Here is a 23,771-nt window from a genome sequence, read left to right as displayed (position 1 = left end):
TGGGATGAACGCGATTGGCTTCCCAATCCCTAATCCCTAATCCCTAATCCCTGTACCAGCGCCTTGAAGACCCGTCCGCGTTCCTCGTAGTTCCTGAACTGGTCGAAGCTGGCGCACGCCGGCGCCAGCAGCACCGTATCTCCCGCCGCGGCCTGCGCGCGTGCATAGCCCACCGCGCGGTCCATCGTCCCGGCACTCTCTATCTTCGCGATCCCTGCCAGCTGCCGCTCAATCTTTTCCGCCGCCGAACCAATGGTGATAACCGCCTTCACCCGCTCGCGAATCAGCGGCGTCAGCGTCGTGTAGTCCGAGTCCTTATCCTTGCCCCCGAGAATCAACCAGATGCCTCCCGCAAACGACTCCAGTGCCTTCATCGTCGCGTCCACATTCGTCGCCTTGGAGTCGTTGTAGTACCGCACCCCATCCAGCTCCCGCGTGAACTCCAGACGATGCTCGACTGCCTTGAAGCTCTTCACCGTCTCGCGGATCACCTCGGTCGAGATCCCCGCCAGCTTCGCCGCACACACCGCCGCCAGCACGTTCTCCACGTTGTGCTTGCCGGCCAGCGGAATCTCGCTCAGCGGCATCACCGGCTCCGGAGCCTTGCCCTCCTGAGCCGCAAAGAACACGCTCTCGCCATACGCAAACGCTCCCTGCTTGATCTGCCGCTTCGCGCTGAACCAGTAGATCTGCGCCTTCGTCTTCGCCGCGACCTTCTGCGTCTCCACATCCTCGCCGTTCAGGATCAGGAAGTCCCCCGCATCCTGAAACTCCGTGATCCGCGCCTTCGCCGCCCAGTACGCTTCAAACGTCCCATGCCGGTCGAGATGATCCGGCGTGATGTTCAGCACCAGCGCAATGCGCGGCTTGAAGCTCTCCACCGTCTCCAGCTGAAAGCTGGAAACCTCCAGCACACTCCACACCGTAGCCTTGTCATCCTGAGCCGAAGGCGAAGGACCTGCTTCTCCAGAACTCCCTCCGCCCAATGCGAGGCTCTCATCCACCATCGCCGTTACCGGCCTGCCGATGTTCCCACCCACCAGCGTCGGCCGTCCCGCCGCCTTGAAGATCTCGCCGATCAGCGTCGTTGTGGTGGTCTTGCCGTTCGATCCCGTCACCGCCACGATCTCGCCCTGCAGGTACTCCGCGCCCAGCTCCAGCTCGCCGATGATGTGCGCTCCCAGCGCCCGCACCTGCTTCAGCTCCGGCACCGTCTGCGGCACGCCGGGCGATACCACAATCAGCTCTTGCCGCCGAAACGTCAGCAGCCCATGGCCCCCGGTCTCGACCATGAAGCCCTCATCCAGCAGGGTCGTCAGCTCCGTGATCAGCGTCGCCGGCCGCGAGTCGCTGACCGTTACCTTCGCTCCACGCGCCTTCAGGAACCGCGCCGCGGCCAACCCGCTCGCTCCCAGCCCCACCACCAACACCCGCTTGTTCTTCACGTCGATCGCTGCCATGCCTAACAGCCTAATCGAAGCCCGCGTCGATTGGATGTGACCATGCACCTCCGAAACCTGGAGCTACAATTCCCCGAGAAAACCCGCAGCTCGAAACTGGAATCTGGGAACTGAGAACTGAGAACTGAGAACTGAGAACTGAGAACTGAGAACTGAGAACTGAGAACTGAGAACTGAGAACTGAGAACTGGATTCCTGATCTTCCTGGATACGCCTCACCTCCCATGACCCCAGCCGACTTCCAACGCCTCGCACTCGCCCTCCCCGGAGCCGAACAAGGCGCGCACATGGGCGCCATCGACTTCCGCGTCGGCGGCCGCATCTTCGCCACCCTCGCCCACGCCGCACAGGGCTACGGCAACCTGATGCTCACCCCCGAAGCCCAGCAGGACCTCCTCGCCGACGCCCCGCACCTCTTCCTCCCCGTACCCGGCGGCTGGGGCCGCATGGGCGCCACCCACATCCGCCTCGCCTCCGCCACCGAGGCCGAACTCTCCGACGCACTCCGCGTAGCTTGGATCCTCCGCATGGAGAAGAACAGCAAGACAACCAGCGCGAACAGGAAGCCTGCGAAGAAGGCTGCCAAGAAGAGTGCCGCGAAGAAGACCGCGACAAAAGCGAAGGCGCCCGCCAAAAAGCGGACGCCCAAGCCAAACACCTAACACCAAACACCTAACAACCAGGAACTGACAACTGAAAACTGAGAGCCCTGGCCCTCAGTGCCCCGCGAACATGTCGTTGAACTTGCCCGTAAACTCCACATCGCCCGGACCCGCACCATTGCGCAGGAACGCCACATTCGCCACACTGACCTCCGGCGCATCCGTGCCCAGCGCCTCGATCGTCTGGTCGATAAAGTCCTTCAGCGGCATCGCACGCGGATCGCTGGCCTGCCCCGGTCCCATCAGCTCCGTCTGCACATACGGCGGAGGAAGCTCCAGCACCTTCACACTCGTATCCTTCAGCAGATAGCGCTGCGACAGCGTGTAGGAGTGCATCGCCGCCTTCGTCGCACAATAGGTCGCCGTGATCGCCAGCGGCACGAACGCCAGCCCCGATGTCACGTTGATCACATACGCCGCAGGCTGTGCCTTCAGGTGCTCGATGAACGCCGACGTCATCCGGATCGGCCCCAGCACGTTCGTCGTTAGAATCGCCGCCACCTGCGCATCGTCAACCGGACCCTGCACCGCATCCGGCGACATGATCCCGGCATTGTTGATCACCACATTCAGCGCCGGATACTCCGCGATCAGCTTCTCGGCAACCGCGGCGATGCTCCTCGGGTCCTGGATATCCAGCTCCACCGACTGCATGCCGGGATTGGCCGCGATCACTTCCGCCAGCACAGCCTGACGGCGGCCGGAGATGATCACCTGGTTGCCCAGCTTGTGCAGCGCCTCGGCCAGACCCCGCCCAATGCCCGAACCGCCGCCCGTGATAAAGATCGTGTTCCCTGTCAGCTTCATGATGTTCTCCTCGCTTCTATTCCAGACACTCAATGTTTTCTGGCCTTCGACGGCCACATCACGTACTCTATGCCAGTCACTCTCTTTTCGTAAGTAGGCACTTTCAAGTTTTATAGTTACCGGAAAGAGAGTGTCAGCGCCACCCGAAAGAGGCGATTCCATGCCAGCCAAGCTACTCCACAAACCGTCGCCCTCGTATGAAGAGCTTGACCCCGTCGTCGGCGCCCTCGTTGACGAGGTCATCGGCCGCGTCGCCGACAAGTGGACCATGCTCATCCTCGAGGTCCTCGAGACGCAGGGCAAGCTCCGCTTCACCCGCATCGCGGAAGCCGTCCCCGGCATCAGCCAGAAGATGCTCACCCAAACCCTCCGCCAGATGGAGCGCGACGGCCTCGTCACCCGCACCGTCTTTCCCGTCATCCCCCCACGCGTCGAGTACGAGCTCACCACCATCGGCGCCTCGCTGGGCGAAGCCTTCTGCGGCGTCTGGCAATGGGCCGAAAAGAACCTGAAGAAGATCGAGAAATCCCGCGCGAAGTTCGACCAGCACGCCATGAAAGCAACGAAACTGTAACGCGGGCTAACGCGCAGCGCCAACCGCGCAGCGGCTATCGGGAGCGCCCCGCGCGACCGCTAACGGCGAAGCCTCCGCTCCCCGCGCTACACTACTCGCTCCATGTCCCAGACGACCGAAACTCCCGACCACTACTCCCGTTGCCTCGCCGCCGTCGAAGCCATCCGCGCGCGTCACGCCGCGAAGCCCACGCTCGGCATCATCCTCGGCTCCGGCCTCGGCAACTTCGCCTCGCAGGTCGAAAACCCCACCGTCGTTCCCTACGCCGACATCCCCGGCTGGCCGCTCTCCACCGTCGAAGGCCACTCCGGCAAGCTCGTCCTCGGCAAGATCAACGGCGTCGAAGTCGCCGTGATGCAGGGCCGCGTCCACGCCTATGAAGGCTACGCGATGACCGAGGTGACCTTCCCCACCCGCGTGCTCGGCCTGCTTGGCTGCGAGAAGCTCATCGTCACCAACGCCGCCGGCGGCATCAACGTCAGCTACGGCGAAGGCACGCTGGTCGCCATCTCCGACCACATCAACCTCACCGGCCACAACGCCGCGCTCGGCCCCAACGAGCCACGCTTCGCCACAAAGCCCAACGCTGGCGCTCGCTTCTTCGACATGACGACGGCCTACTCGAAGACCCTGCGCGCCCTCGCCCACGCCGAGGCCGAGAAGCAGAACATCCCGCTGCCCGAAGGCGTCTACCTCGCCGTACTCGGCCCCAGCTATGAGACCGCCGCAGAGATCCGCGCCTTCCGCACCCTCGGCGCCGACCTCGTCGGCATGAGCACCGTGCACGAGGTCATCATCGCCCGCCACATGGGCCTCGAGGTCCTCGGCCTCTCACTCGTCACCAACATGGCCGCCGGCGTCCTAGACCAGGCCATCAATCACGAAGAGGTCATGGAAATCGGCAAACGCGTCGAACGCCAGTTCACCTCGCTGCTCGTCGCGCTAATCCCGCAAGTCTCCGCCGCCTAGAACCGCGCAGAGATCGGGTGCCCCGGGTCCCTCCAGGGACCCGGGCTCATCTGCGATGATGTGTCATCTCGACCGGAGCGGGACAGCTTCACCGTCACGCGCAGTGGAGAGACCTGCATCTGTGCCGCTACGAATGCCAGTCGCTCGAGATGACACATCCGAGGCGCTACTCGCGCCACTGACTCGCTAACTCGCCAGCCAGCTGACCCGCTGCCCCTACTTCATCGCCATCAACGCAGCCATCGTCTCAATCCCATCCCAAAGATTCTGCATCCGCAGATTCTCATTCGCCGCATGCTGATTGTCATCATGATTGGCAATAGGCACCGTGATCGTCCGCGTCCCTGACGCCCGCTCCATCGCGTCGAGAGGCACGGTCCCACCCATCGTCGGCAGCAGCACCACCTCGCCACGAGCGCTCTTCACCGCCGCGATCACCTCACTCGCAATCGGCAGATCCATCGGCGTACGCACCGCCGGTTCCACGCCGCCCAGTTCGATGCGCGCCACCTTCGCATGCCCCAGCAACTCAGCTTTGGTGGGCTCAGCTGACGTCACGAAGAAGCCCTGCGACTTCACGTAGTCCACCACGCGCTGCTGCTCCAGCTTGCCTTCGCTGCCCACCACCAACCGGATGTCGAGGTTCGCAATCGCCGTCGAAGGTACCGCATTCGTCGAGTGCGCCCCCGTCTGTCCCGCCGAGATGCCATTGATGTTCAGCGACGGCTCATTCAGCAGCTCGAGCAGGTGCCGCGGGCTGCCATCCGTGTGCCCCAGCGCCAGCTCGTTTCGCAGCATCTCGTCGTTCTTCGGAGCATCCGCCAGCGCCTTCAACTCCACCGGCCCCAGGGGCTGGATGCCGTCGTAGTAATGCGGGATCAGCACGTGCCCGTTCGCATCCTTCATGCCCGCCAGCAACTGCACCAGCTCCAGCGCGGGGTTCGGCGCCCAGTTGCCGTAGTGCCCGCTATGCAGCGGATGGCTCGGCCCATACACCGTGATCTGCACATGCGCATCGCCGCGCGCTCCAAACGCAAGCGACTGCCGCCGCGACTGGTCCACCGGCCCATCGCACACCAGCCAGATGTCGCCCGTAATCAGCTCACGATTCGCTTTGAGAATCTCCTCCAGGTGCTCCGATCCGTTCTCCTCTTCACCCTCCCAGATGAATCGCAGGTTCGCGCTCAACTTCACATGCGCGTCGCGAATCGCCTTCAACGCGGTGAGCTGCGCCATGATCGTCGCCTTGTCGTCACCCGCGCCGCGGCCATACACACGCGGCTCACCGTCCACGGTCTTCAGATACGGTGCAAACGGCTTGCCGCCATCCCACTCGCTAGGCGTCACCGGCTGCCCGTCATAGTGCGCGTAGAAGACGATCGTCCGCGTCGCGCCCGGACTCTTCACCTCGCCCCACACCACGCGCGGATACTTCTCCAGCCCCGGCGCCGTCAGCAGCTTCGTCTCCGCGCCCAGCGCCTTCAGCTGCGCTTCGAGGTAGTCCGCATTCTTCCGCAGCCCTTCAGGATCAGCCGCCACGTTCGGCATCGACAGCAGTTCCTCAAACTGCTTCGTCAGCTCCTCGTGCCTGGGCGACGCATACGCCTTCGCCACAGCAGCGGTCTGCGCGGTCGTCGCGGGAGCCTGCGCAAGCATCGTGGACACGGCCGGAGACACGCCAGCAACGGAAGCTGCAGCAAGCAGCCAGGGAAGGCACACACGAACGGGGGTCATGCTCCCAAAACTAGCACGGCGCGCAGGCCGCAGCACAAACCTCCGCGCGATGCATTACGCTTTCTCTGTGGAACTTCCGCCCGACGCCTCATCCGCACCTGCCCCGGTCCGCCCCGCAGTCATCGGCCCCGTAGTCATTGGGATTGCCGGCTGCTCCGGCTCCGGCAAAACCACCCTCGCCCACGAGCTCGCCCGCCAGCTCGATGCGACCGTCTTTCCGCTCGACCTCTACTACCGCGACCTTTCGCACTTCCCCTTCGAGCAGCGCGACAAGCAGAACTTCGACCACCCCGACTCGCTCGAAAGCGAGCTCTTCATCGAGCACATCCGCACCCTCAAGCAGGGCCAATCCATCCAGCGGCCCGTCTACGATTTCAGCATCCACTCGCGCGTTCCCGGCAGGTTCGAGCCCGTACATCCGCAGCGTTATCTCGTGGTCGAAGGCATTCTAGGCCTGCACTACGAAGAGCTGCTCCCGCTCTACGACTTCTCCATCTATGTCGATGCACCCAACGCCATCTGCCTGCGTCGCCGCATCTATCGCGACATGCGCGAACGCGGCCGCACCGAGGAGTCCGTCATCGCACAGTTCGAAGCCACCGCACGCCCCATGGCGGAGCTCTACGTTGTCCCATCACAGGAGCGCGCCTCCATCGTCGTCCAGGGCACCGAAGCCCTCGACTGGTCCATCGAGCTCATCTTCAAGACCATGAAATCCCGCGGCCTCCTGGACCCACTACCCGCAAAATGAAAGCGGCCGCGCAAACAAGCGCGACCGCCACATCTCTACTCACTACTCACTGCATTCCCCTACTTCGAGAAGTCCACCGTAGGCGCAACCTTGTTCTCCGGATTGCCCTTGAAGTACTGGTCGCGATACTTGAAGCCCGCCATGTTCGCCCAGATGCTGGCCGGGAACTGCTGCACCGCGACGTTGTACGTCTCCAGCGCCTTGTTGTAGCGCATGCGCGAAACCTGGATGCGGTTCTCCGTCCCCGCCAGCTCATCCTCCAGCCGCATGAACTGATCGTTGCCCTTCAGCTCCGGATAAGTCTCCTGCAGCCGCAGCAACGGGCTGATCGCCACATCGAGCCGCTTGTTCGCGTCGATCGAGCTCGCCCGGTCGCTCGAAGCCGCAACCACCGCCGCACGAGCGTTCGCGATGTTCGTCAGCACGACCTCTTCTTCCTTCACGTAGCCCTTCACGCTGGCCACAAGGTTCGGAATCAGGTCGAGCCGCCGCTGCTGCTCGACATCCACCTGCGAGTACGACTGGTTCACAGCCTCGTTCAGCCCAACCAGGTTGTTCTTCGTGCTCACGTAGCTGTAGCCACCAATCAGCACCAGCACGACCAGAACACCCACCACGCCCAGCACTGCGATCATTCCACGCATCGTTATTCCTTTCGTTCGTTCCTACAGGTCGTTCTCATCCTACGGCAAGCCCTTCACTACCAGTCGCCACTCGCTCCACCACCGCCGGAGCCGCCGCCAAATCCACCACCGAAGTCCCCACCGCCACCGCCGCCGCCAGAGTCGCCTCCGCCGAGCCCGCCACCGCCGCCAAATCCACCACCACGCCCACCGCCGCCAAGCAGGTTGCCCAGCAGGAACCACATCCACCCGCCACCACCGCCGCCGCGTCCACCACGCGAGATCAGCAGGATGATGACGATGAAGATGATGATCCCCACCCACCCGCCGCCGCTCGAGCGATGGTGCGTGGTCTCGTAGTGATACGTATGCTGCGCGGGCAGTTTGACCGTCGTATCCAGCGTGACATGCGAGTCGTCCGCAATCACCTGCGCGATCTGCCGCTCGCCGCCCAGGATCGCAGCACCGTAATCTCCCTGCTGCAGCTGCGGCACCATGGAGCGGCCAATGTCGCCCACCTTGGCATCGTTCAGGATGCCCTCAAGCCCGTAGCCCACCTCGATGCGACGCTTGTGGTCGTTGATCGCAAAGATCATCACCACGCCGCGATCGGTGTTCTTCGGCCCGACCTTCCACTTGTCTTCGAGCTTGGTCGTGAAGTCCTCGATCGTGTCGCCATCGAGCGAATTCACCGTCACCACGACGATCGTCGCGTGAGCCTTCTCGTACACCTCGCGGCTCAGCGCCTCGATCTCCGGCTTGGTGCCGGCATCAATCACGCCCGCAAAGTCCGAAACATAGTTGCCGTTGGGAGCTGGCAGCTTGTCTGGATCTTCCGCACGCCCCGAGACACAAAAGACAAAAGCAAGGAGCAACAGCCAGGCTCGCCTGGACCTCAAAATCCGAACCGGCATGGAAGAAGCGCAGTACACCACTCAAGCATACGCACGTTTCCATCACCAGGTTCCCCAAAGCAAAACCCTCCCGTTGGTACGGGAGGGTTTGCGATGAATCGGGAGGCCTGCGTTTCGACTGCCTCAGCTACATCTGCTTCTTCAACGACTTCGCCATGTTGTCGTGCGCAACAACGTGCGAGTACCCCGACTCCACCGTCTTGCGGAACTTCATGTCCTTGGTGTCCTTGATCTCGCTCTTGAACAGGCTCTCCGCCTTGTTATGGTCGCTCACCATGTCCGCGATGTACTCCTTGTCGAAGTCCTTGCCGCTGAGCCCGCTCAACTTCTTGTAATCGTCCTTGTGCGAGTCGTCGAGGTCCGTCGCCGGAGCCACACCCCACGAATCCGCATAGGGCTGGAGCGACTTGCCCAGCGCTGTATGCTCCACAACCATCTTGTGCGCGAACTCCTTCACCTTCGGGTCCGACGCCTTCTCCTCCGCCAGCTGGCTCAGCTTGATCTCGTTCACGCCGGCCTGCGACACGTTCGCGAGAAACGTCTTGTCGTCGTCCGTCGCCTGCGCGTGGGAACAGGCCGGCAGCAGCATCGCAGCGGCAGCAACAGAGCTAAGTGCGATCAACTTCCAAATGTTCTTCATGATCAATCCTCCGGAGTGGAGCGCGTCAGCCGCAGTTCGTTACCGTGCAGCGGACCCGCGCTTCCCTGCTCTCGACAACGTATGAGTCCTCAACGACCTGCAGCGTTGCACAGCAGCCGTACGAAGTGCGTATCCTGTTCCTTGGAGTTTTCATGCAGCCAACAATGTTAGAGCGCACCGTCACAGCCGAGTCCCTGCAGCCCCCCGTCGCCGAACGCGAGCCCAAGGCAATTCCGATCCACGACACCGAGCTGCACGACGACTACGCCTGGCTCCGCGACAAGGGCTCGCCCCGCGTCACCGCCTATCTAGAGGCCGAGAACGCCCACACCGCCTCCGTCATGGCTCCGACGAAGCCGCTCCAGCAGCGCCTCTACGACGAGATGCTCTCGCACATCAAGGAAGACGACGTCTCCTACCCCTATCGCGACGGTGCGTGGGAGTACATCACCCGCACCGAGAAGGGCAAGCAGTACGCGCGCTTCAGCCGCTATCCCGCCGGCAAGCCCGAGGAAGAAGCCATCATCCTCGACGTCAACCAGCTCGCCGAAGGCCAGCCCTTCATGGCCATCGGCGGCCTCGCCATGAGCCCTGACGGCAAGCTCCTCGCCTACTCCACCGACAACACCGGCTTCCGTCAGTACACGCTGGCAATCAAGAACCTCGAGACCGGCGCGACCCTCGCCGACACCGCCCACCGCGTCGGCTCCATCGTCTGGGCCAATGACTCGAAGACCCTTCTCTACTCCACCGAAGACGAACAGACCAAGCGTCAGGACCGCGTCTTTCGCCACGTCGTTGGCTCCCCGCAGTCAGACGATGCCGAGATCTTTCACGAAGAAGACGAGCGCTTCAACGTAGGCCTCGGCCGCACCCGCGATCGCAAGTACCTCCTCCTCGACGCCAGCAGCCACACCACCAGCGAGGCCTGGTTCCTCGACGCTGCACAACCTGAAGGTTTCTTCACGTTGTTCGCCGAACGAGTCGACGACGAAGAGTACGCCGTAGATCATCGCGAAGGCTTCTTCTACATTCAGACCAACCGCGGCGCCGATCGCTTCAAGCTCGTGCGCACGCCCGTCAACGCAACCTCGCGCGACAACTGGCAGGAAATCCTTCCCGAGCAGCCCGACGCTCCGCTCGAGGACTTCGATCTCTTCGCCGGCTTCATGGTCACGACCTATCGCGAGCGCGGCCTGCCCGTGCTGCGCGTCTTCGATCTCGATGCCGCAGGCCTTCCCATCCAGCCACGCGACATCAGCTTCCCTGATCCCGCCTATGAGGCCGATGGCGATGTCAATCGCGACTTCAACACCACCGTCTATCGCTACGCCTATCAATCGCCCGTGCGGCCCGGCTCCATCTTCGAATACAACGTCGCCACCGGCGAGAGCACCCTGCTCAAGCAGCAGGAGGTCCCCGGCGGCTTCGATGCCTCCAACTATCGCGCCGAGCGCCTCTGGTTCAGCGCACACGATGGCACCGAAGTCCCCGTCACGCTGATGTACCGCATCAGCGGCGAGGGCCTGCCCGCCTTCGAACGGAACGGCTCGCGCCCGCTCTACGTCTACGGCTATGGCTCGTATGGATACGCTCTGCCGCTGGGCTTCAGCGTCGCCCGCCTCTCGTTGCTCGATCGCGGCCTCGTCGTCGCCTACGCGCACATCCGCGGCGGTGGCGAGCTCGGCGACCCCTGGCACGATGCCGGCAAGATGATGGTCAAGCGCAACACCTTCACCGACTTCATCGAGACCGTCGAGCACCTCACCAGCGAAGGCTACGGCGACCCGAAGCGCGTCGCCATCGAAGGCGGAAGCGCCGGAGGCCTGCTCATGGGCGCCGTGCTCAACATGAAGCCGGAGATCTTCCGAGTCGTGCTCTCGCACGTGCCCTTCGTCGACGTGATCAACACCATGCTCGACGCCAGCCTGCCGCTCACCGTCGCCGAATATGAAGAGTGGGGCAACCCCTACGAGCCCGAAGCCTTCGCCTACATGCGCAGCTACTCGCCCTATGACAACCTCGAGTCACTCGCCGGCAAGCCGCTGCCCGCCATCCTCGTCAAGACCAGCCTGAACGACTCACAGGTCATGTACTGGGAGCCCGCAAAGTACGTGGCCAAACTGCGGACGCTGAAGACCGATGCCGCTCCCCTGCTGCTCGAGATCAACATGGACGCTGGACACGGCGGAGCCTCCGGCCGCTACGACTACCTGAAGGAGATCGCCTTCGACCACGCCTTCCTGCTCACCGAGCTGCGAGTGGCGGAGACGATTTCAGATTAGGTAGGTTGAACGTCTGTCTTCGAAAAATCGTCGCCCTTGAACAGAAGCGGCTCATTGAGCCGCTTCGCAAGCGCATACGAGAAGCAATCGCCGAAGTTGAGCCCCGCCGGATGACGGCCTTTGCCGAAGCGCAAAAACGCATCTCGCGCCAGCTCGGCGTCCTCGCGCGTCACGGGTTGAATCTCAATGTCAGAGGTCTCGATGAGGACATCGAGACGTTGCAACGCGCCGTCATCCTTCGAACCAGCAATCACCATGCAAGCCTCAAAGTAGCTCGCGGCGGAAAGCGACACGGGACTCGCATCGGCGATCATCCGCAGGAAGGCTTGTGCCTCATCCTCCCTACGCATGATGGCGATCAGTACCGGGGTGTCGATAACCATCAGTCGAAATGACCGTGCTCGTTATACCCGACAATCTCATCGGGAGTACGGAGGTCCTTCGGATCATGATGCGCCGCATACCACTGCTGCAGATCTTCCGCAGCGGCGAGCATCTCTTCGATCGAATGCCGTCTCTTCCGAACGGGCTTCAGGGGAGGCCTGACCGCCTCGACCACCACCTCGGCAACAGATCTACCCGTCTGGGCCGCACGCCGCTCGATCTCTGCAACAGCTTCTCGGTCTGTGATCTCAACGATCATAGGCGGCATTCTACGCCTTCGATTCCTCCACCACCACATCCCCCTCGCCAGGCGCGAGGAACAGATTCTCCTCCAGCCCATGCTGCCGGTCGTACAGCTCGCGATAGCGCCCGTGCAGCACATACAGCTCATCATGCGTGCCCCGCTCCACGATGCGTCCCTGCTCGACCACCAGAATCTGGTCCGCACGGCGAATCGTCGAGAGCCTGTGCGCGATCACGAAGGTCGTGCGCCCCTGCATCAGGAAGCTGAGGCCATGCTGAATCATCGCTTCGCTCTCGCTGTCCAGCGAGCTCGTCGCTTCATCGAGAATCAGGATGCGCGGGTCCGCAAGGATCGCTCGCGCAATCGACAACCGCTGCCGCTGCCCGCCCGAAAGCTTCACACCCCGCTCGCCCACGATCGTCTCGTAACCTTCCGGGAAGCGAGTTGCAAACTCATCCACGCGCGCAATCGAACACGCTCGCTGAAAGTCCTCGTCGCTCGCATCCGGCCGCGAGAACAACACGTTCTCGCGAATCGTTCCATCGAACAGGAAGGTCTCCTGCAGCACCACGCCCAGCTGCGAGCGGAAGCTCGAGAGCTTCACGTTCGCCAGGTCATGGCCATCCACCAGCACCGCGCCCGACTGCGCGGTGTGGAAGCCGCACACCAGGCTGATCACCGTCGACTTGCCCGAGCCGCTCGATCCCACCAGCGCCGTCACCGTCCCCGGCTTCGCCTCAAAGTTGATGTTGTGCAGCACCGGCTTGTCCGGCACATAAGAGAACCCCACATCCACGAAGCGCACATTGCCTTCGATCGGCCCAATCTCGAAGCTCCGCGCCGGATCGGCGTCCTCTTCCATCTCGCCCATGATCTCGCGCGTGCGATCCAGTCCGGCCATCGCTTCGGTCAGCTGCGTACCGATGTTCACCAGCTGCACGATCGGCGCCGTCATGAACGCCAGGATCATCACGTACGAGAAGTACCCGCCCGGCGTCATCTTGCCTGCGTAGTTCAAGCGCGCGCCCATGTACATCACCACGCCGCCCACCACGCCCAGGATCACCGTCGACGACAGCGTCATGATCGACTGCGCCGTCAGCGAGCTCACCACGTTCGCCAGCAGCCGCTCCACACCGCCCGCAAAAACATTCGCTTCGCTCGACTCCGCGTGATAGCCCTTGACCACGCGCACACCGCCCAGCGACTCCGTCAGCCTTCCAGTGACCTCGGCGTTGATCTTCGCGCGCTCGCGGAAGATCGGCCGGATCACCTTGAACGCCTTCTGGATCACACCCGCGAACGCGATCATGATCGTGAATGTGACCAGCGTCATCGGGATGCTCTGCTTCATCAGGTACACGAACGCGAAGATCGCCGTGAGCACACCGCCCACAAAGTCCACCACGCCCGTGCCGATGATGTTGCGCACACCTTCCACGTCGGACATGATCCGCGCCACCAGCGTGCCCGTACGGTTCTCGTCATAGAACGCGACCGGCAGATGCCCCACGTGCTTCTGCACCTGCACGCGCAGCTCCGCAATCAGCTTCTGCCCCGACTTCGAAAGCAGCTGCGTCAGCGTGTACGAGGTAAGACCCTGCACCAGCGTCGCCAGCATCACCGCACCCACCACGATCGGCAACACCTGCATCTGGTGCTTGATGAACACCGTGTCGACCAGAGGCTTGAACGACATCGGAAGAACCAGCGAGCAGGCCCGGTTCACGATCATCAGGCAGAAGCTTGCCGCCAGCAGCCAGCGGCGCGGCAGAATCAGCGCCCGGATCTCGGGCCAGATATCGCGAAACTTGGGTTTGGGCCGCTTCTTCGTCAGATCCGCACTGGCTGCGCGACTCGCGCCGCCGCCGTGCCGCCCGGGACGGTCAGCCGCCCCCATCCCGCCGCCCATACCACGTGAAAATCCACCCATCGTTCATCCAGTCTAGAGCAGCTTTTGCCCAATATTCGCTCTATCTTCGATGCGACGCCCTGCAGGCAGATTCATCCGTCTACGCACGCAAAAGGGCGCGATCTCTGCAGATCGCGCCCTTTTCCATACAAGATCCACAAAACCTAGACAGCAGCTTCCGCCGGAGGAGTCCGCCGCGCCGCGATGAACGAACGCACGCACATCCCCGTGAATACCAGGCACACGACCGACATCACCAGCTGCTCCTGCACCGCCAGCGACGAGAGCGTTGCGCCCTTCATCATCGTCATGATCGCCCGGATCCCCGGAAACAGGAAGCCCAGCAGGCCAATCGTCACCGCAACATGCATGAACAGCATGCGCGTCTTGTTGTTTTCGGTCCGCGAACGCGCGCCGCAGATCATCAGCGCGATCCCAAAGTAAGCCGGAATCAGTGCCGTGGGAGCCGTGCGCCCCGCAAGACCCCAGTAGGCGAACCCAAGCGCCACCAGCACAAAACCCACCATCATCGTGATCTTCGCCATCATCGTCTCCTTCGGTGCGCAGGTCCGCTGCGCGTACAAGATTTTGGTACGTTTCCGGATCCTGAAACCAATTCGAGCTGCAGCGACTCTCTACTTGACGATCTGAGCCTTCGAGGAGCTTCGCGCCGCGGCGTTGCCAGCAGGGATCATCCCGGCGCCGGCAGCCTGGCGCACCTGCGCCTCCACGTCCGCAACCTTCCAGTCATTATTCGGATAGAAAGCGATTACTTTCCCATCTTGCCCTACAACCACTGTCGCCAGTGAGTGTGCAAGTGTATTCCCCGGAGCAGGAGTAATGCCCAGATCGAACCATTCCTCCATAGCTTTCAGGTCATTCTCCCGGGGAGCCGCAAAGTCCCAGTGCGCAAAGTTCTCCTTCGTGTACTGGCCCGTGTACGCTCCGCCATAGCTTCTCAGCACCGCTGGCGTGTCATACGCAGGATCGAAACTCACGCTCAGCAGATGCGTCTTCGCATACAGCTTCGGTTCCATTGCCAGATCCTTGTCGATCTGCGCGAAGTTATGGCTCATCCGCGGGCAGTAGTCCGCCAGTGCGCAACGCGTGTACACGAACGTCATCAGCAGCACCTTGCCCTTGAACTGCCCCAGGTGGATCATCTTGTCCGACTGGTTGCGCATCGCGATGTCAGGAACATCGTCCCCTGCCGCCGGCACGTGGTACTGCGTCGCCGGCTTGTAGTCCGGCTTCGCCTGCTGAATCACCACCACATCCTTCAGCCGCAGATGCACCGGACCGTCCGGACTGTCGTCTGCCAGCATCGTCGCCGTAATCCGGTCGCCGGGATGCACCTCGGTCATCACCGCGGGATCGGCGACCTTGTACTCCATCGCCATCGCTTCCATCAGCCCGGGAATATTCTCGTGATTCAGCAGCATCGTCTGCTGATTCGGATTCACCCGCACGACAAATCCCCGCACCGGATACGACTTGGTCACCGGCCCCGCCGTGCTCGAAGGCTTGCTGTTGCATCCGCTCAGAAGAGCGGCAAAAGGCACGGCCAGCGCGAACGTCATGGCCAGCGCAGCCACGCGGACGGCGCGGCGAATCGGTCTCTGCAAGATAGGCTCCCGGGCCGACCGCCGTTCATCGCAACGCACCTGCTGCGCTGCTCCGTCTCCGGGCGCGGCCTCTCACTCCATCATAGTCACCGCCATCCACGGTCCCGCTCTCGCCTGCGTGCTAGCATCACTCTCGTCAGTGGCCCTTTGGAGTCAGTGGCCCTTTGGAGTCGACCCGGTGCGGCGGCTACCTTGCTCGCGGGCCCGTCAGGAACGCACCCCTTCCGCCACGCGCCCTCTCCGCGCCTTTGCGTTCCGTAAACCACAGCAAAATGACAGTCAGCGAATCGACCTCCGTCGCCCCCAATCAACCAGCCTCCACCGCAGACGACAGCGCCTTCGGCCCCGCCGTCCTCTGGCTCGCCTTCGGCTTCCTCCTCGCCGGTCTCGGCACCGTCATGCTCGGCCCCGTGCTGCCCTCGCTCGCCCACCAGTGGCGTCTCACCGACGAGCAGAGCGGCTGGCTCTTCCAGGCCAAGTTCATCGGCTCCTTTCTCGGCGGCATGACCGTCCCCCGCCGCCTACGCTTCGGCATCCTCGGCGGCATGGTCCTCAGCTGCGCGGGCTTCGGAGCCTTCGCACTCATCACCAGCCTCAACCAGGGGCTCATCCCTGGCTGCGCCACACTCTTCGTCGGAGGCCTCGGCCTCGGCCAGATCATCGCCTCCAGCAACATCCTCGCCGGCCGCCGTTATCCCGAAGGCACGGGCTCCGCGCTCTCCACGCTGAACTTCTTCTTCAGCTTCGGAGCCATCATCACCGGCGTCGTCGCTGCGGCCGTAATGCCCCGCTTTGGCCTCAGAAGCCCGCTGCTGATCTTCGCCGCGATCTTCCTCGTCACCGGCCTCGGCGGCTTCGTAATGTCCTCCGGCCGCGGCTACAGCCCCGGAGCCACCGCCGCATCAAACGCCCAGGAGTCACCCCTCCCGCGAGACCTCTTCGTCCTCTTCGGCCTCTGCCTCTTCCTCTACGGCGGCCTCGAGACCTGCATGACGGGCTGGCTCACCACCTTCACCCTCCGCTTCTCCGATACCAAACTCCTCGGCGGCCAGTCCGCGCTCGTGCTCCTCTGGGCCGCGCTCACCGCAGGCCGCCTGCTCACCTCCGCGCTCCTGCGCTGGATCAGCGAAGCCACACTGCAACGTATCGCGCTCGTGCTCTCCGCCGTGTTCATCGCTCTGCTCGCCGTCGCGCATCAGGGCGCCATGATCTCCGCACTCTGCCTGCTCCTCGGCTTCAGCCTCGCCCCGTTCTTCCCCACGACCTTCGCGATCCTGCTCCGCCGCCGCCCTTCAGCCCGCACGGCGGGCATCATCCTGGCAGTCTCCGGCCTCGGCGCAGCGCTCTTCCCCTGGCTGATGGGCCTCGTCTCCACCCACACCGGCTCGCTGCGCAACGCGATGATCGTCCCCCTCGGACTAGCCCTCGGACTGCTCCTGCTCAGCCTCCTAATCGTCCGCGCCCGATCATCCACAGCCGGCCCCGCCTGACGACCACAGCAAGGCGAAATTTCATCGAAGACCGGGCGTATAAAAGTCCTATGGCGGAAGTGCATCTCCGGGACAGCTCGCTCCACGAAATCCTGAACCTGCTGGACGCCCGTGAGCTGGTGATCACTCCCTCCGCGCGCTCCGCGCAGGCCCTCCGCCGTGCCTTCGACGAGCGCCAGCGCGCAGCCGGACTCCGCGCCTGGGAGCCCGCCCGCGTCCTGGCCTGGCCGCAGTGGACCGCTGCCCTCCTCTCGGAACTCGTCGTCGCCGGCGCCGAAGACCGCCTGCCCCTCAGCCGCCCGCAGGAGCTCGCTCTCTGGACCGAGGTCATCTCCGCCGACGAGGAGGCCTCCAACCTTGCGCTCTCCACCGACTCCATCGCCGACCTCGCCGAGCTGGCCCAGTCCGCCTTCGCCCTCGCCGCCGACCACGGTGTCCTCGATCAGATTCGCCCATCGGCCACTAGCCGCGACGAGCGCTCCTTCGCCCGCTGGGCCGAGCTCTTCCGCCGCGGCTGCACCCGCCGAGCCTACCTGCCCGCCGCCCTGCTCAACCGCGCCCTCGCCGAGCATGCGCAAGCGGGCGCACTGAAGAACCACCCTCAGCTCCCCGGCACACTTCACCTCTTCGACCTCGCCAACCCCAGCCCCTCGCAGCAGCTCCTCCTCGACGCCCTCACCCAGCTAGGCATCACCCTCCATCACCACAACCCCACCGCCGCCGAGCCCCAACTCCAGGCCTGGACCGTCTGCCCCTCGGAGCGCGACGAGCTCGACCTGGCCGCCCGCTGGCTGCGCGACTTCCTTGAATCCGCCGCCCGCGATGGACGTTCCCCCACCGCCGCCCTCATCGTCCCTTCGCTCGACACCGAGCGCGTCGCCCTCGAAGCCGTCCTCCGCTCCACGCTCGCGCCCGAGCTGAACGCCATCGCCGCCGATCTCTCCTCCACCCCGTGGAGCTTCTCGACCGGCGCGCCCCTCGCCTCGCTTCCGCTCATCAGCTGCGTCCTCGACCTCGCCCGCTGGACGCTCGGCGCGCTGCCCGTCGCCAGCATCGGCAGCCTGCTGCTCTCGCCCTACCTCGGCCTCACCGCCGAGCGCGACGCCGCGGCCGTCTTCGACTTCGAGGTCCTACGCTCCGCCCAGCTCCTCGAACCCGAGCTCACCCTCCACAACCTCCTCGAACTCGCACGCAGCGCCGAGCGCAAGCTGCAGAAACACACCCCACCCCGCACCACGCACGCCGCGCTGCCTTCCTGGGTCAACGCCCTGCACGATGCCCTGCGCCGCGAGCCCCAGCTCTTCGACCTCCTGCAGCACGATCGCCTGCGCCCCCGCACCTACGCCGAGTGGATGGAGGTCGTCCGCGCCATCGCACACGCTGCAGGCTGGCCCGGCGACCGCGTTCTGACCGCCACCGAGTTCGCCGCCACTCGCGCCCTCGACGCTGCGCTCGACTCCATCGCCACCCTGGACGCGGTTGCCGCCATCTCCGGCGACCGCACCAAGCGCGTCTCCTTCGCCACTGCGCTGCACACGCTGGAACGCCAGCTGCGCCGCACCCAGCAGCAGCCCGTCGCCAGCAACGCGCTGGTCGAGGTCCTCACTCCCAACGAGCTCGAAGGCCGCGCCTTCGACGCCGTCATCTTCCTCCACGCCACGGACGCCAACTGGCCCGCCGCCACCCGCCCTCATCCGTTGTTGTCCCGCACGCTGCAGCGCGAGGCCGCCATGCCCGGCGCGACCCCCGACTTCGCTCTCGCCAAAGCCCGCGCGACGATGGCCGCTCTCCTCGCCCACACCCCCCACGTCCTCTTCACCTGCGCCAAGGAGAACGCCGACGGACACCTTCGCCCGTCGCCGCTGCTCACCTCCTTCCACCTGCCCGAGCACGAGCTAACAGACCTCATCGCGCCCGCAGCCCCAATCGCTCCCATTCCATTGCTCGACACCATCGACGCCATGGAGCTTCCCGCGCTGCCCGACGCGACCCTGCGCGGCGGCTCGCACCTTCTCAAGCTCCAGGCCGCCTGCGGCTTCCTCGCCTTCGCCGAGCTTCGCCTCGGCGCCGCCGCTCCAGAGACCCGCGAGGCCGGCCTCGATCCCCGCGAGCGCGGCAACCTCATGCACCATGTCCTCGAAGCCTTCTGGCGCGAGGTCCAGACCCGCGACGCCCTCGAAGCCTTCAGCCCCGCCGAGCGCACCGGCATTCTCGAAACCCTCATCGACGACGAGCTCAAGCACCTCTCCACCGAATCCGGCTGGAGCGAAGCCTACGTCGATCTCGTCCGCGCCCGCACCCTCCGCGTGCTCGAGGCCTGGCTCGAGCACGAGCTCAAGCGCGGCCCCTTCACCGTCCTCGAGATCGAGACCCAGCGCGAGCTACAGCTAGGCCCGCTCAAGCTCAACGTCCGTATGGATCGCATCGAAGCCCTGCCCGAGGGCGGCATCGCCTACGTCGACTACAAGACCGGCAAAGCCGACGCCAAGGCCTGGGACGGCGACCGCCCCGACGAGCCCCAGCTCCCGCTCTACGCTCTCCTCGCCGAGCCCGGCAAGCTCCGCGCCCTGCTCTACGCCAACGTCCGCGCCGGCAAGGACGCCGCCTGGAGCGGCCTCCAAACCGAGGAAGACATCTTCCCCATGAAGCGCAAAAGAGTCGCCGACCTCGCGACCCGCACCGAAGAGTGGCGCGACGTCCTTACCCATCTCGCCGAGGACTTCCACGCCGGTCGCGCCCACGTCGATCCCAAGGCCGTGAACATCAACTGCGCCCGCTGCGCCCAGCGTCTCCTCTGCCGCCGCGACGCCGCGGCCCTTCGAGCTTCTGACGACAACGGCCTCTTCGACAACGACGGCGACATGGACGGCGACTTCGAAGGAGGGATGAATGCCTGACCTCTTCGATCTGCAACCGCTGCCACTCGCCGACGCCGAGGCCCGCCGCCTCGCGCTCGACACCCATCGCTCCGCCATCGTCGAAGCTCCCGCGGGCTCCGGCAAGACCGGACTGCTCATGCAGCGCTTCCTCAAGCTCCTTACCGACGAAGCCGTCACCGAGCCCGAAGAGATCCTCGCCGTCACCTTCACCAACAAGGCCGCCGCCGAGATGCGCGAGCGCGTCCTAGAGCAGTTGCACTTCGCGAGAAATGCACAGCTCCACGCCGCCCGTGACGCCAAGCCCCTCACCGATGACGCCTTCCAGCAGCAGACACGCCTCTTCGCCGAACAGGTCCTCGCCCGCGACGCCATCCTTGGCTGGAACCTCCTCGACCGCCCGCAGCGCCTGAACTTGCGGACCATCGACTCTCTCTCCGCCGAGATCGCCAACTCGCTACCGCTGGTCTCCGGCGCGGGCGCTCCACGAACCCCGGCGACCGATCCCCAGCCGCTCTATCACGCCGCCGCGCACCGCACCCTGCAGCAACTCGGCGGCACCGACTCCGCGCTCAACGACGCTCTGCGCCTCGTGCTCCTGCATCGCGACGCCAACCTCCGCGACTGCGAGCGCCTGCTCGCCGACATGCTCGCCAAACGCGAGCAATGGGGCGAGCTCGTCCCCCTCACCCCCGGCGAGCTCGACGACGCCGAGCTGGACCGCACCGTGCGGCCGAAGCTCGAGCGCCTGCTCGAGACCATCGTCTGCGACGGCCTCGCCCACGCCGCCCGCCTGCTGCCCTCCGGTGTCCTTCACGAGCTCACGCAGATCGCCGCCGCGCTAGGCGATGCTCCCGGCACGGCAGGCGCATCGCCCTTTGCTCACTGTGCCAACAAGAACGAACCGCCCGAGGCCATCGCCAGCCATCTCGACCATTGGGTAGCGCTCATCTCCCTCGTCCTCAAGCCCAGCGACAACGATTGGCGCGCCCGCTTCCAGAAGAACGATCTCAAGGTCGAGATCGACAAGCTCTCCCAGCAGCGCCTCAAGGACCTCGTTCCCGGCATCGCCACCGACGCCCTGCGCGAGGCTCTCGCCGCCGTGCGCGAGCTCCCGCCCGCGCGCTATCCCGACGAGCAATGGGCCGTCGCCCGCGCGCTCTTCCACGTCCTCCGCCACGCCCTCGCCGAGCTCCGCCTGCTCTTCGCCGAACGCGGCCAGTGCGACTTCAGCGAACTCGCCCTCAACGCCCGCCAGGCCCTCCGCACCGACTTGGCCGCGCCCGACCTCGCGCTCGCCTACGGTGGCCGTCTCCGCCATCTCCTCGTCGACGAGATGCAGGACACCAGCGCTGGCCAATACGAACTCATCACCCTGCTCACACGCTCCTTCGACGGCCACAGCCAGACGCTCTTCCTCGTCGGCGATCCCAAGCAGTCCATCTACCTCTTCCGCCAGGCCCGCGTGGAACGCTTCCTGCACACCCTCGAAGCTGGCCGCCTCGGCGAGATCGACCTCGACGTCCTTCGCCTCACCTCCAACTTCCGCTCCCAGGCGCAGCTCGTCGACGACTTCAACACCGCCTTCCAGCCCCTCTTCGCCAGCCTCGACGAAGGCACAACACCCCCCAGCGGCGAGATCGCCTTCGTCTCCGCAACACCCGTTCGCAAGCCCTCCGACTTCGCCGAAGCTATGGTCTGGCATCCCACCGTGCTCCCCGCCCCCGCACGCAGCGGCCCCGGTGACGCCGACGCGAGCACCGAAGACGACATCCCCGACACCCGCGCCCAGCAAGCTCTTGAGCTGCGCTCCGTCATCGAAAAATGGCGTTTACAACCGCTTCCCGAAGGCCGCACCAAGCCCTGGAGCATCGCTGTCCTCGGCAGCTCGCGCACGCAGCTCCAGCCCGTCATCGCCGAGTTCAAACTCGATCGCGGCCACGGCACGATCCCCTATCGCGCCGTCGAGATCGATCCCCTCGGCCTGCGCCCCGAAGTCCTCGACGTCCTCGCGCTCACCCGCGCTCTGCTGCATCCCGCCGACCGAGTAGCTTGGCTCGCCGTCCTGCGCGCTCCATGGTGCGGCCTCACCATGGCCGACCTCCTCGCGCTCACCGGCGAAGGCGTCGATCCCAACTCCCACGCGTTAGCCGAAGCCACCATCCCCTGGCTCGTCGCGCATCGCGCCGAACTGCTCAGCATCGAAGGCCAGCACCTGCTGCAGCGCGCCTGGCCCGTGCTCGCCACAGCCGCAAGTACCCTCGGCGCAACGCCGCTCGCCATTCACATCGAGCGCACCTGGCGCTCCCTCGGCGGCAATCTCCCGCTCGATGCCGCGGCGCGTGATAACGTCCGCCGTTTCTTCGCGCTGCTCTCCGAGCTCACCGCCGACAATCCCTCCATCGACCTCAGCCTGCTCGAAACGCGTCTCGCCAAGCTCTACGCCGAGCCCGCGCCCGCCGACAACGCAGTCGAACTGATGACCATGCACAAGGCCAAGGGCCTCGAGTGGGACGTCGTGCTCGTGCCTTCGCTCGATCGCAAGCCCGGCGGCGATCGCGAGCCGCTGCTCAACTGGATCGAGCTCGAGCAGGACGGCGCGGACAGCTCCAGCGTGCTGCTCGCTCCCATCTCGGGCGCCGGCGAAGACAACTCCCGACTCAACGATTGGCTCAAGGCCGCACGCGCCCGCCGCGAGGCCGCAGAGCGCCGCCGCGTCTTCTACGTCGCCTGCACCCGCGCCCGCGAAGAGCTTCATCTCTTCGGCGCCGTCCGTCGCAAGCAGGATGGAGCCATCGGTAAGCCCACGCACGGTAGCCTGCTGCAGGCCTGCTGGCCCTTCGCGCATACCGTCTTCGAGGAACAAGCCCAGCGGCCTGTGCCATCGCTCGAACCCGCGCAGGAGTTCGAAGTGACTGCTCGCGATCCGTGGGAGCACGAACAAGAACATGGCCTCGCCCTCGCAGCTTCCGCCTCCGAGACGCAGGCTCCACTCATCCTCGAGCGGCTACCCGCCTCGCTCGACTTCAACGCTCCCTTCCAGCAAGCAGAGGAGCATCGCCTTCCCTACGCATCAGCAGCTGCATTGCCATCTGCTCCCGCCTTCGACCGCCCTGAAGGCTCCTTCGCTGTGCGTGCCTATGGCAACGTCGTCCATCGCTACCTGCAACGCATCGCCGAGCAACTCGACGCTGGTTCCGATCTCGATGCGATGGCACAGGACATCGCATCGTGGGAGCCCCGTCTTCTCGCCAGCCTGCGCGGTGAAGGTCTCACCCTCGCCCAGGCCCAGCGCGAGGCAGCACGCGCCAGAGCCGTCCTCGCCAGCGCCCTCGGCGACCCCATCGGCCGCTGGATCCTCTCGCCGCATACACAGTCCTCCAGCGAGCACGAACTCATGCTCGCTGGCGAGCATGCTGCCGTCCGCAACCTGCGCGCCGACCGCATCTTTGTCACCAGCACACCCCCACCCGGACTCGAGGCGGCATTCGAAACATCCAACCCAGCCACCTGGATCATCGACTTCAAGACCGCCGAGCAGGGATCACGCACAGACGCGCTCTTCGAGCAGCAGCAGCGCGCTCGCTACAGCACCCAGCTCGAGTTCTACGCGGCGTCCCTCACCGCGCTCAACACCACGCCGCAGCCCATCCTTTTGGCTCTTTACTATCCAGAGGCGAAGAAGCTTTTCTGGTGGCACGCTTCCAACCCATCTGCGTCCAAGACTGCATGACCTTGCTTCGGGCGCGAAGATTGCGGGCTATCCGCACAAAAAAAATGTTCGCCTCATCCCGACAATCTTTGGTCACAGCAACAAACTC

General features: G+C 64.6%; 19 protein-coding genes. 8 read left to right on the top strand and 11 right to left on the bottom strand.

Annotated features, from left to right (window positions below):
- Positions 1 to 29 precede the first annotated feature (29 nt).
- Positions 30 to 1,451, bottom strand: coding sequence for a UDP-N-acetylmuramoyl-L-alanine--D-glutamate ligase (murD, locus tag C4S68_RS08945; protein ID WP_103932799.1), 1,422 nt, complete (start codon positions 1,449 to 1,451; stop codon positions 30 to 32).
- Between the two features lie 233 nt (positions 1,452 to 1,684).
- Here murD and C4S68_RS08940 point away from each other — a divergent pair, with 233 nt between their 5' ends.
- A complete protein-coding gene (locus C4S68_RS08940; RefSeq protein ID WP_103932682.1) occupies positions 1,685 to 2,122 on the top strand; it encodes an MmcQ/YjbR family DNA-binding protein in 438 nt (145 codons plus the stop codon).
- Between the two features lie 54 nt (positions 2,123 to 2,176).
- On the opposite strand, the gene C4S68_RS08935 is transcribed toward C4S68_RS08940, so the two are convergent.
- Positions 2,177 to 2,929 carry an SDR family oxidoreductase gene (locus C4S68_RS08935; protein WP_103932681.1) on the bottom strand — a complete coding sequence of 251 codons (753 nt, stop codon included), beginning with the start codon at positions 2,927 to 2,929 and terminating at the stop codon, positions 2,177 to 2,179.
- A 160-nt stretch (positions 2,930 to 3,089) separates the two neighbouring features.
- Here C4S68_RS08935 and C4S68_RS08930 point away from each other — a divergent pair, with 160 nt between their 5' ends.
- Together C4S68_RS08930 and C4S68_RS08925 are read left to right on the top strand one after the other, a co-directional pair.
- Entirely contained in the window at positions 3,090 to 3,503 is a 414-nt protein-coding gene (locus C4S68_RS08930) for a winged helix-turn-helix transcriptional regulator (protein WP_103932680.1), read from the top strand.
- Positions 3,504 to 3,605: 102 nt separating this feature from the next.
- On the top strand, positions 3,606 to 4,472 hold the full coding sequence (locus C4S68_RS08925; protein ID WP_103932679.1) for a purine-nucleoside phosphorylase: 867 nt from the start codon (positions 3,606 to 3,608) through the stop codon (positions 4,470 to 4,472).
- A gap of 216 nt (positions 4,473 to 4,688) precedes the next feature.
- On the opposite strand, the gene C4S68_RS08920 is transcribed toward C4S68_RS08925, so the two are convergent.
- Positions 4,689 to 6,206 (bottom strand): M20/M25/M40 family metallo-hydrolase, encoded by a 1,518-nt coding sequence (locus tag C4S68_RS08920; RefSeq protein ID WP_235011470.1) that lies wholly within the window; start codon positions 6,204 to 6,206, stop codon positions 4,689 to 4,691.
- Here C4S68_RS08920 and udk point away from each other — a divergent pair.
- Entirely contained in the window at positions 6,205 to 6,957 is a 753-nt protein-coding gene (gene udk / locus C4S68_RS08915) for a uridine kinase (protein ID WP_235011469.1), read from the top strand. The two genes, C4S68_RS08920 and udk, sit on opposite strands and share 2 nt — an antisense overlap.
- A gap of 59 nt (positions 6,958 to 7,016) precedes the next feature.
- Here udk and C4S68_RS08910 read toward each other — a convergent pair whose 3' ends face one another.
- The 3 genes from C4S68_RS08910 to C4S68_RS08900 all read right to left on the bottom strand — a co-directional run bounded on the left by C4S68_RS08910 (position 7,017) and on the right by C4S68_RS08900 (position 9,134).
- A complete protein-coding gene (locus tag C4S68_RS08910; protein WP_103932678.1) occupies positions 7,017 to 7,601 on the bottom strand; it encodes a LemA family protein in 585 nt (194 codons plus the stop codon).
- A gap of 56 nt (positions 7,602 to 7,657) precedes the next feature.
- Positions 7,658 to 8,455, bottom strand: coding sequence for a TPM domain-containing protein (locus C4S68_RS23380; protein WP_200821512.1), 798 nt, complete (start codon positions 8,453 to 8,455; stop codon positions 7,658 to 7,660).
- A 166-nt stretch (positions 8,456 to 8,621) separates the two neighbouring features.
- Complete coding sequence (locus C4S68_RS08900; protein WP_103932676.1) at positions 8,622 to 9,134, bottom strand: DUF4142 domain-containing protein; 513 nt, start codon at positions 9,132 to 9,134, stop codon at positions 8,622 to 8,624.
- A 152-nt stretch (positions 9,135 to 9,286) separates the two neighbouring features.
- Between C4S68_RS08900 and C4S68_RS08895 the strand changes: the two genes are divergently transcribed.
- Positions 9,287 to 11,419, top strand: coding sequence for a S9 family peptidase (locus C4S68_RS08895; protein ID WP_235011468.1), 2,133 nt, complete (start codon positions 9,287 to 9,289; stop codon positions 11,417 to 11,419).
- On the opposite strand, the gene C4S68_RS08890 is transcribed toward C4S68_RS08895, so the two are convergent.
- The 5 genes from C4S68_RS08890 to C4S68_RS08870 form a co-directional block, all read right to left on the bottom strand.
- Entirely contained in the window at positions 11,416 to 11,802 is a 387-nt protein-coding gene (locus C4S68_RS08890; RefSeq protein WP_103932675.1) for a type II toxin-antitoxin system VapC family toxin, read from the bottom strand. The genes C4S68_RS08895 and C4S68_RS08890 overlap by 4 nt on opposite strands.
- Complete coding sequence (locus C4S68_RS08885; protein ID WP_160115072.1) at positions 11,802 to 12,071, bottom strand: type II toxin-antitoxin system VapB family antitoxin; 270 nt, start codon at positions 12,069 to 12,071, stop codon at positions 11,802 to 11,804. The genes C4S68_RS08890 and C4S68_RS08885 overlap by 1 nt, the downstream gene beginning before the upstream one ends.
- 1 nt (position 12,072) lies before the next feature.
- Entirely contained in the window at positions 12,073 to 13,980 is a 1,908-nt protein-coding gene (locus C4S68_RS08880) for an ABC transporter ATP-binding protein (protein WP_103932673.1), read from the bottom strand.
- A 143-nt stretch (positions 13,981 to 14,123) separates the two neighbouring features.
- Positions 14,124 to 14,507, bottom strand: a complete 384-nt coding sequence (locus C4S68_RS08875; RefSeq protein ID WP_235011467.1) for a hypothetical protein — start codon at positions 14,505 to 14,507, stop codon at positions 14,124 to 14,126.
- Between the two features lie 87 nt (positions 14,508 to 14,594).
- The gene (locus C4S68_RS08870) at positions 14,595 to 15,584 is read right to left on the bottom strand and encodes a copper-binding protein (protein WP_235011466.1); all 990 of its coding nucleotides are present in this window, start codon (positions 15,582 to 15,584) and stop codon (positions 14,595 to 14,597) included.
- Positions 15,585 to 15,856: 272 nt separating this feature from the next.
- On the opposite strand from C4S68_RS08870, the gene C4S68_RS08865 reads away from it, so the two are divergent.
- The 3 genes from C4S68_RS08865 to C4S68_RS08855 are packed head-to-tail and all read left to right on the top strand — an operon-like array spanning position 15,857 to position 23,683.
- Positions 15,857 to 17,074: an MFS transporter gene (locus C4S68_RS08865; protein ID WP_103932672.1), complete on the top strand. Its 1,218-nt coding sequence runs from the start codon at positions 15,857 to 15,859 to the stop codon at positions 17,072 to 17,074.
- Between the two features lie 50 nt (positions 17,075 to 17,124).
- Positions 17,125 to 19,971: a PD-(D/E)XK nuclease family protein gene (locus C4S68_RS08860; protein ID WP_103932671.1), complete on the top strand. Its 2,847-nt coding sequence runs from the start codon at positions 17,125 to 17,127 to the stop codon at positions 19,969 to 19,971.
- Complete coding sequence (locus C4S68_RS08855) at positions 19,964 to 23,683, top strand: UvrD-helicase domain-containing protein (protein ID WP_103932670.1); 3,720 nt, start codon at positions 19,964 to 19,966, stop codon at positions 23,681 to 23,683. Before C4S68_RS08860 ends, C4S68_RS08855 begins: the two co-directional genes overlap by 8 nt.
- Positions 23,684 to 23,771: the final 88 nt, after the last annotated feature.

Origin of the sequence: Bryocella elongata, from assembly GCF_900108185.1 — a bacterium.
Taxonomy (GTDB): Bacteria; Acidobacteriota; Terriglobia; order Terriglobales; family Acidobacteriaceae; genus Granulicella; species Granulicella elongata.
This window is presented reverse-complemented; position numbering and strand designations above follow the sequence as displayed.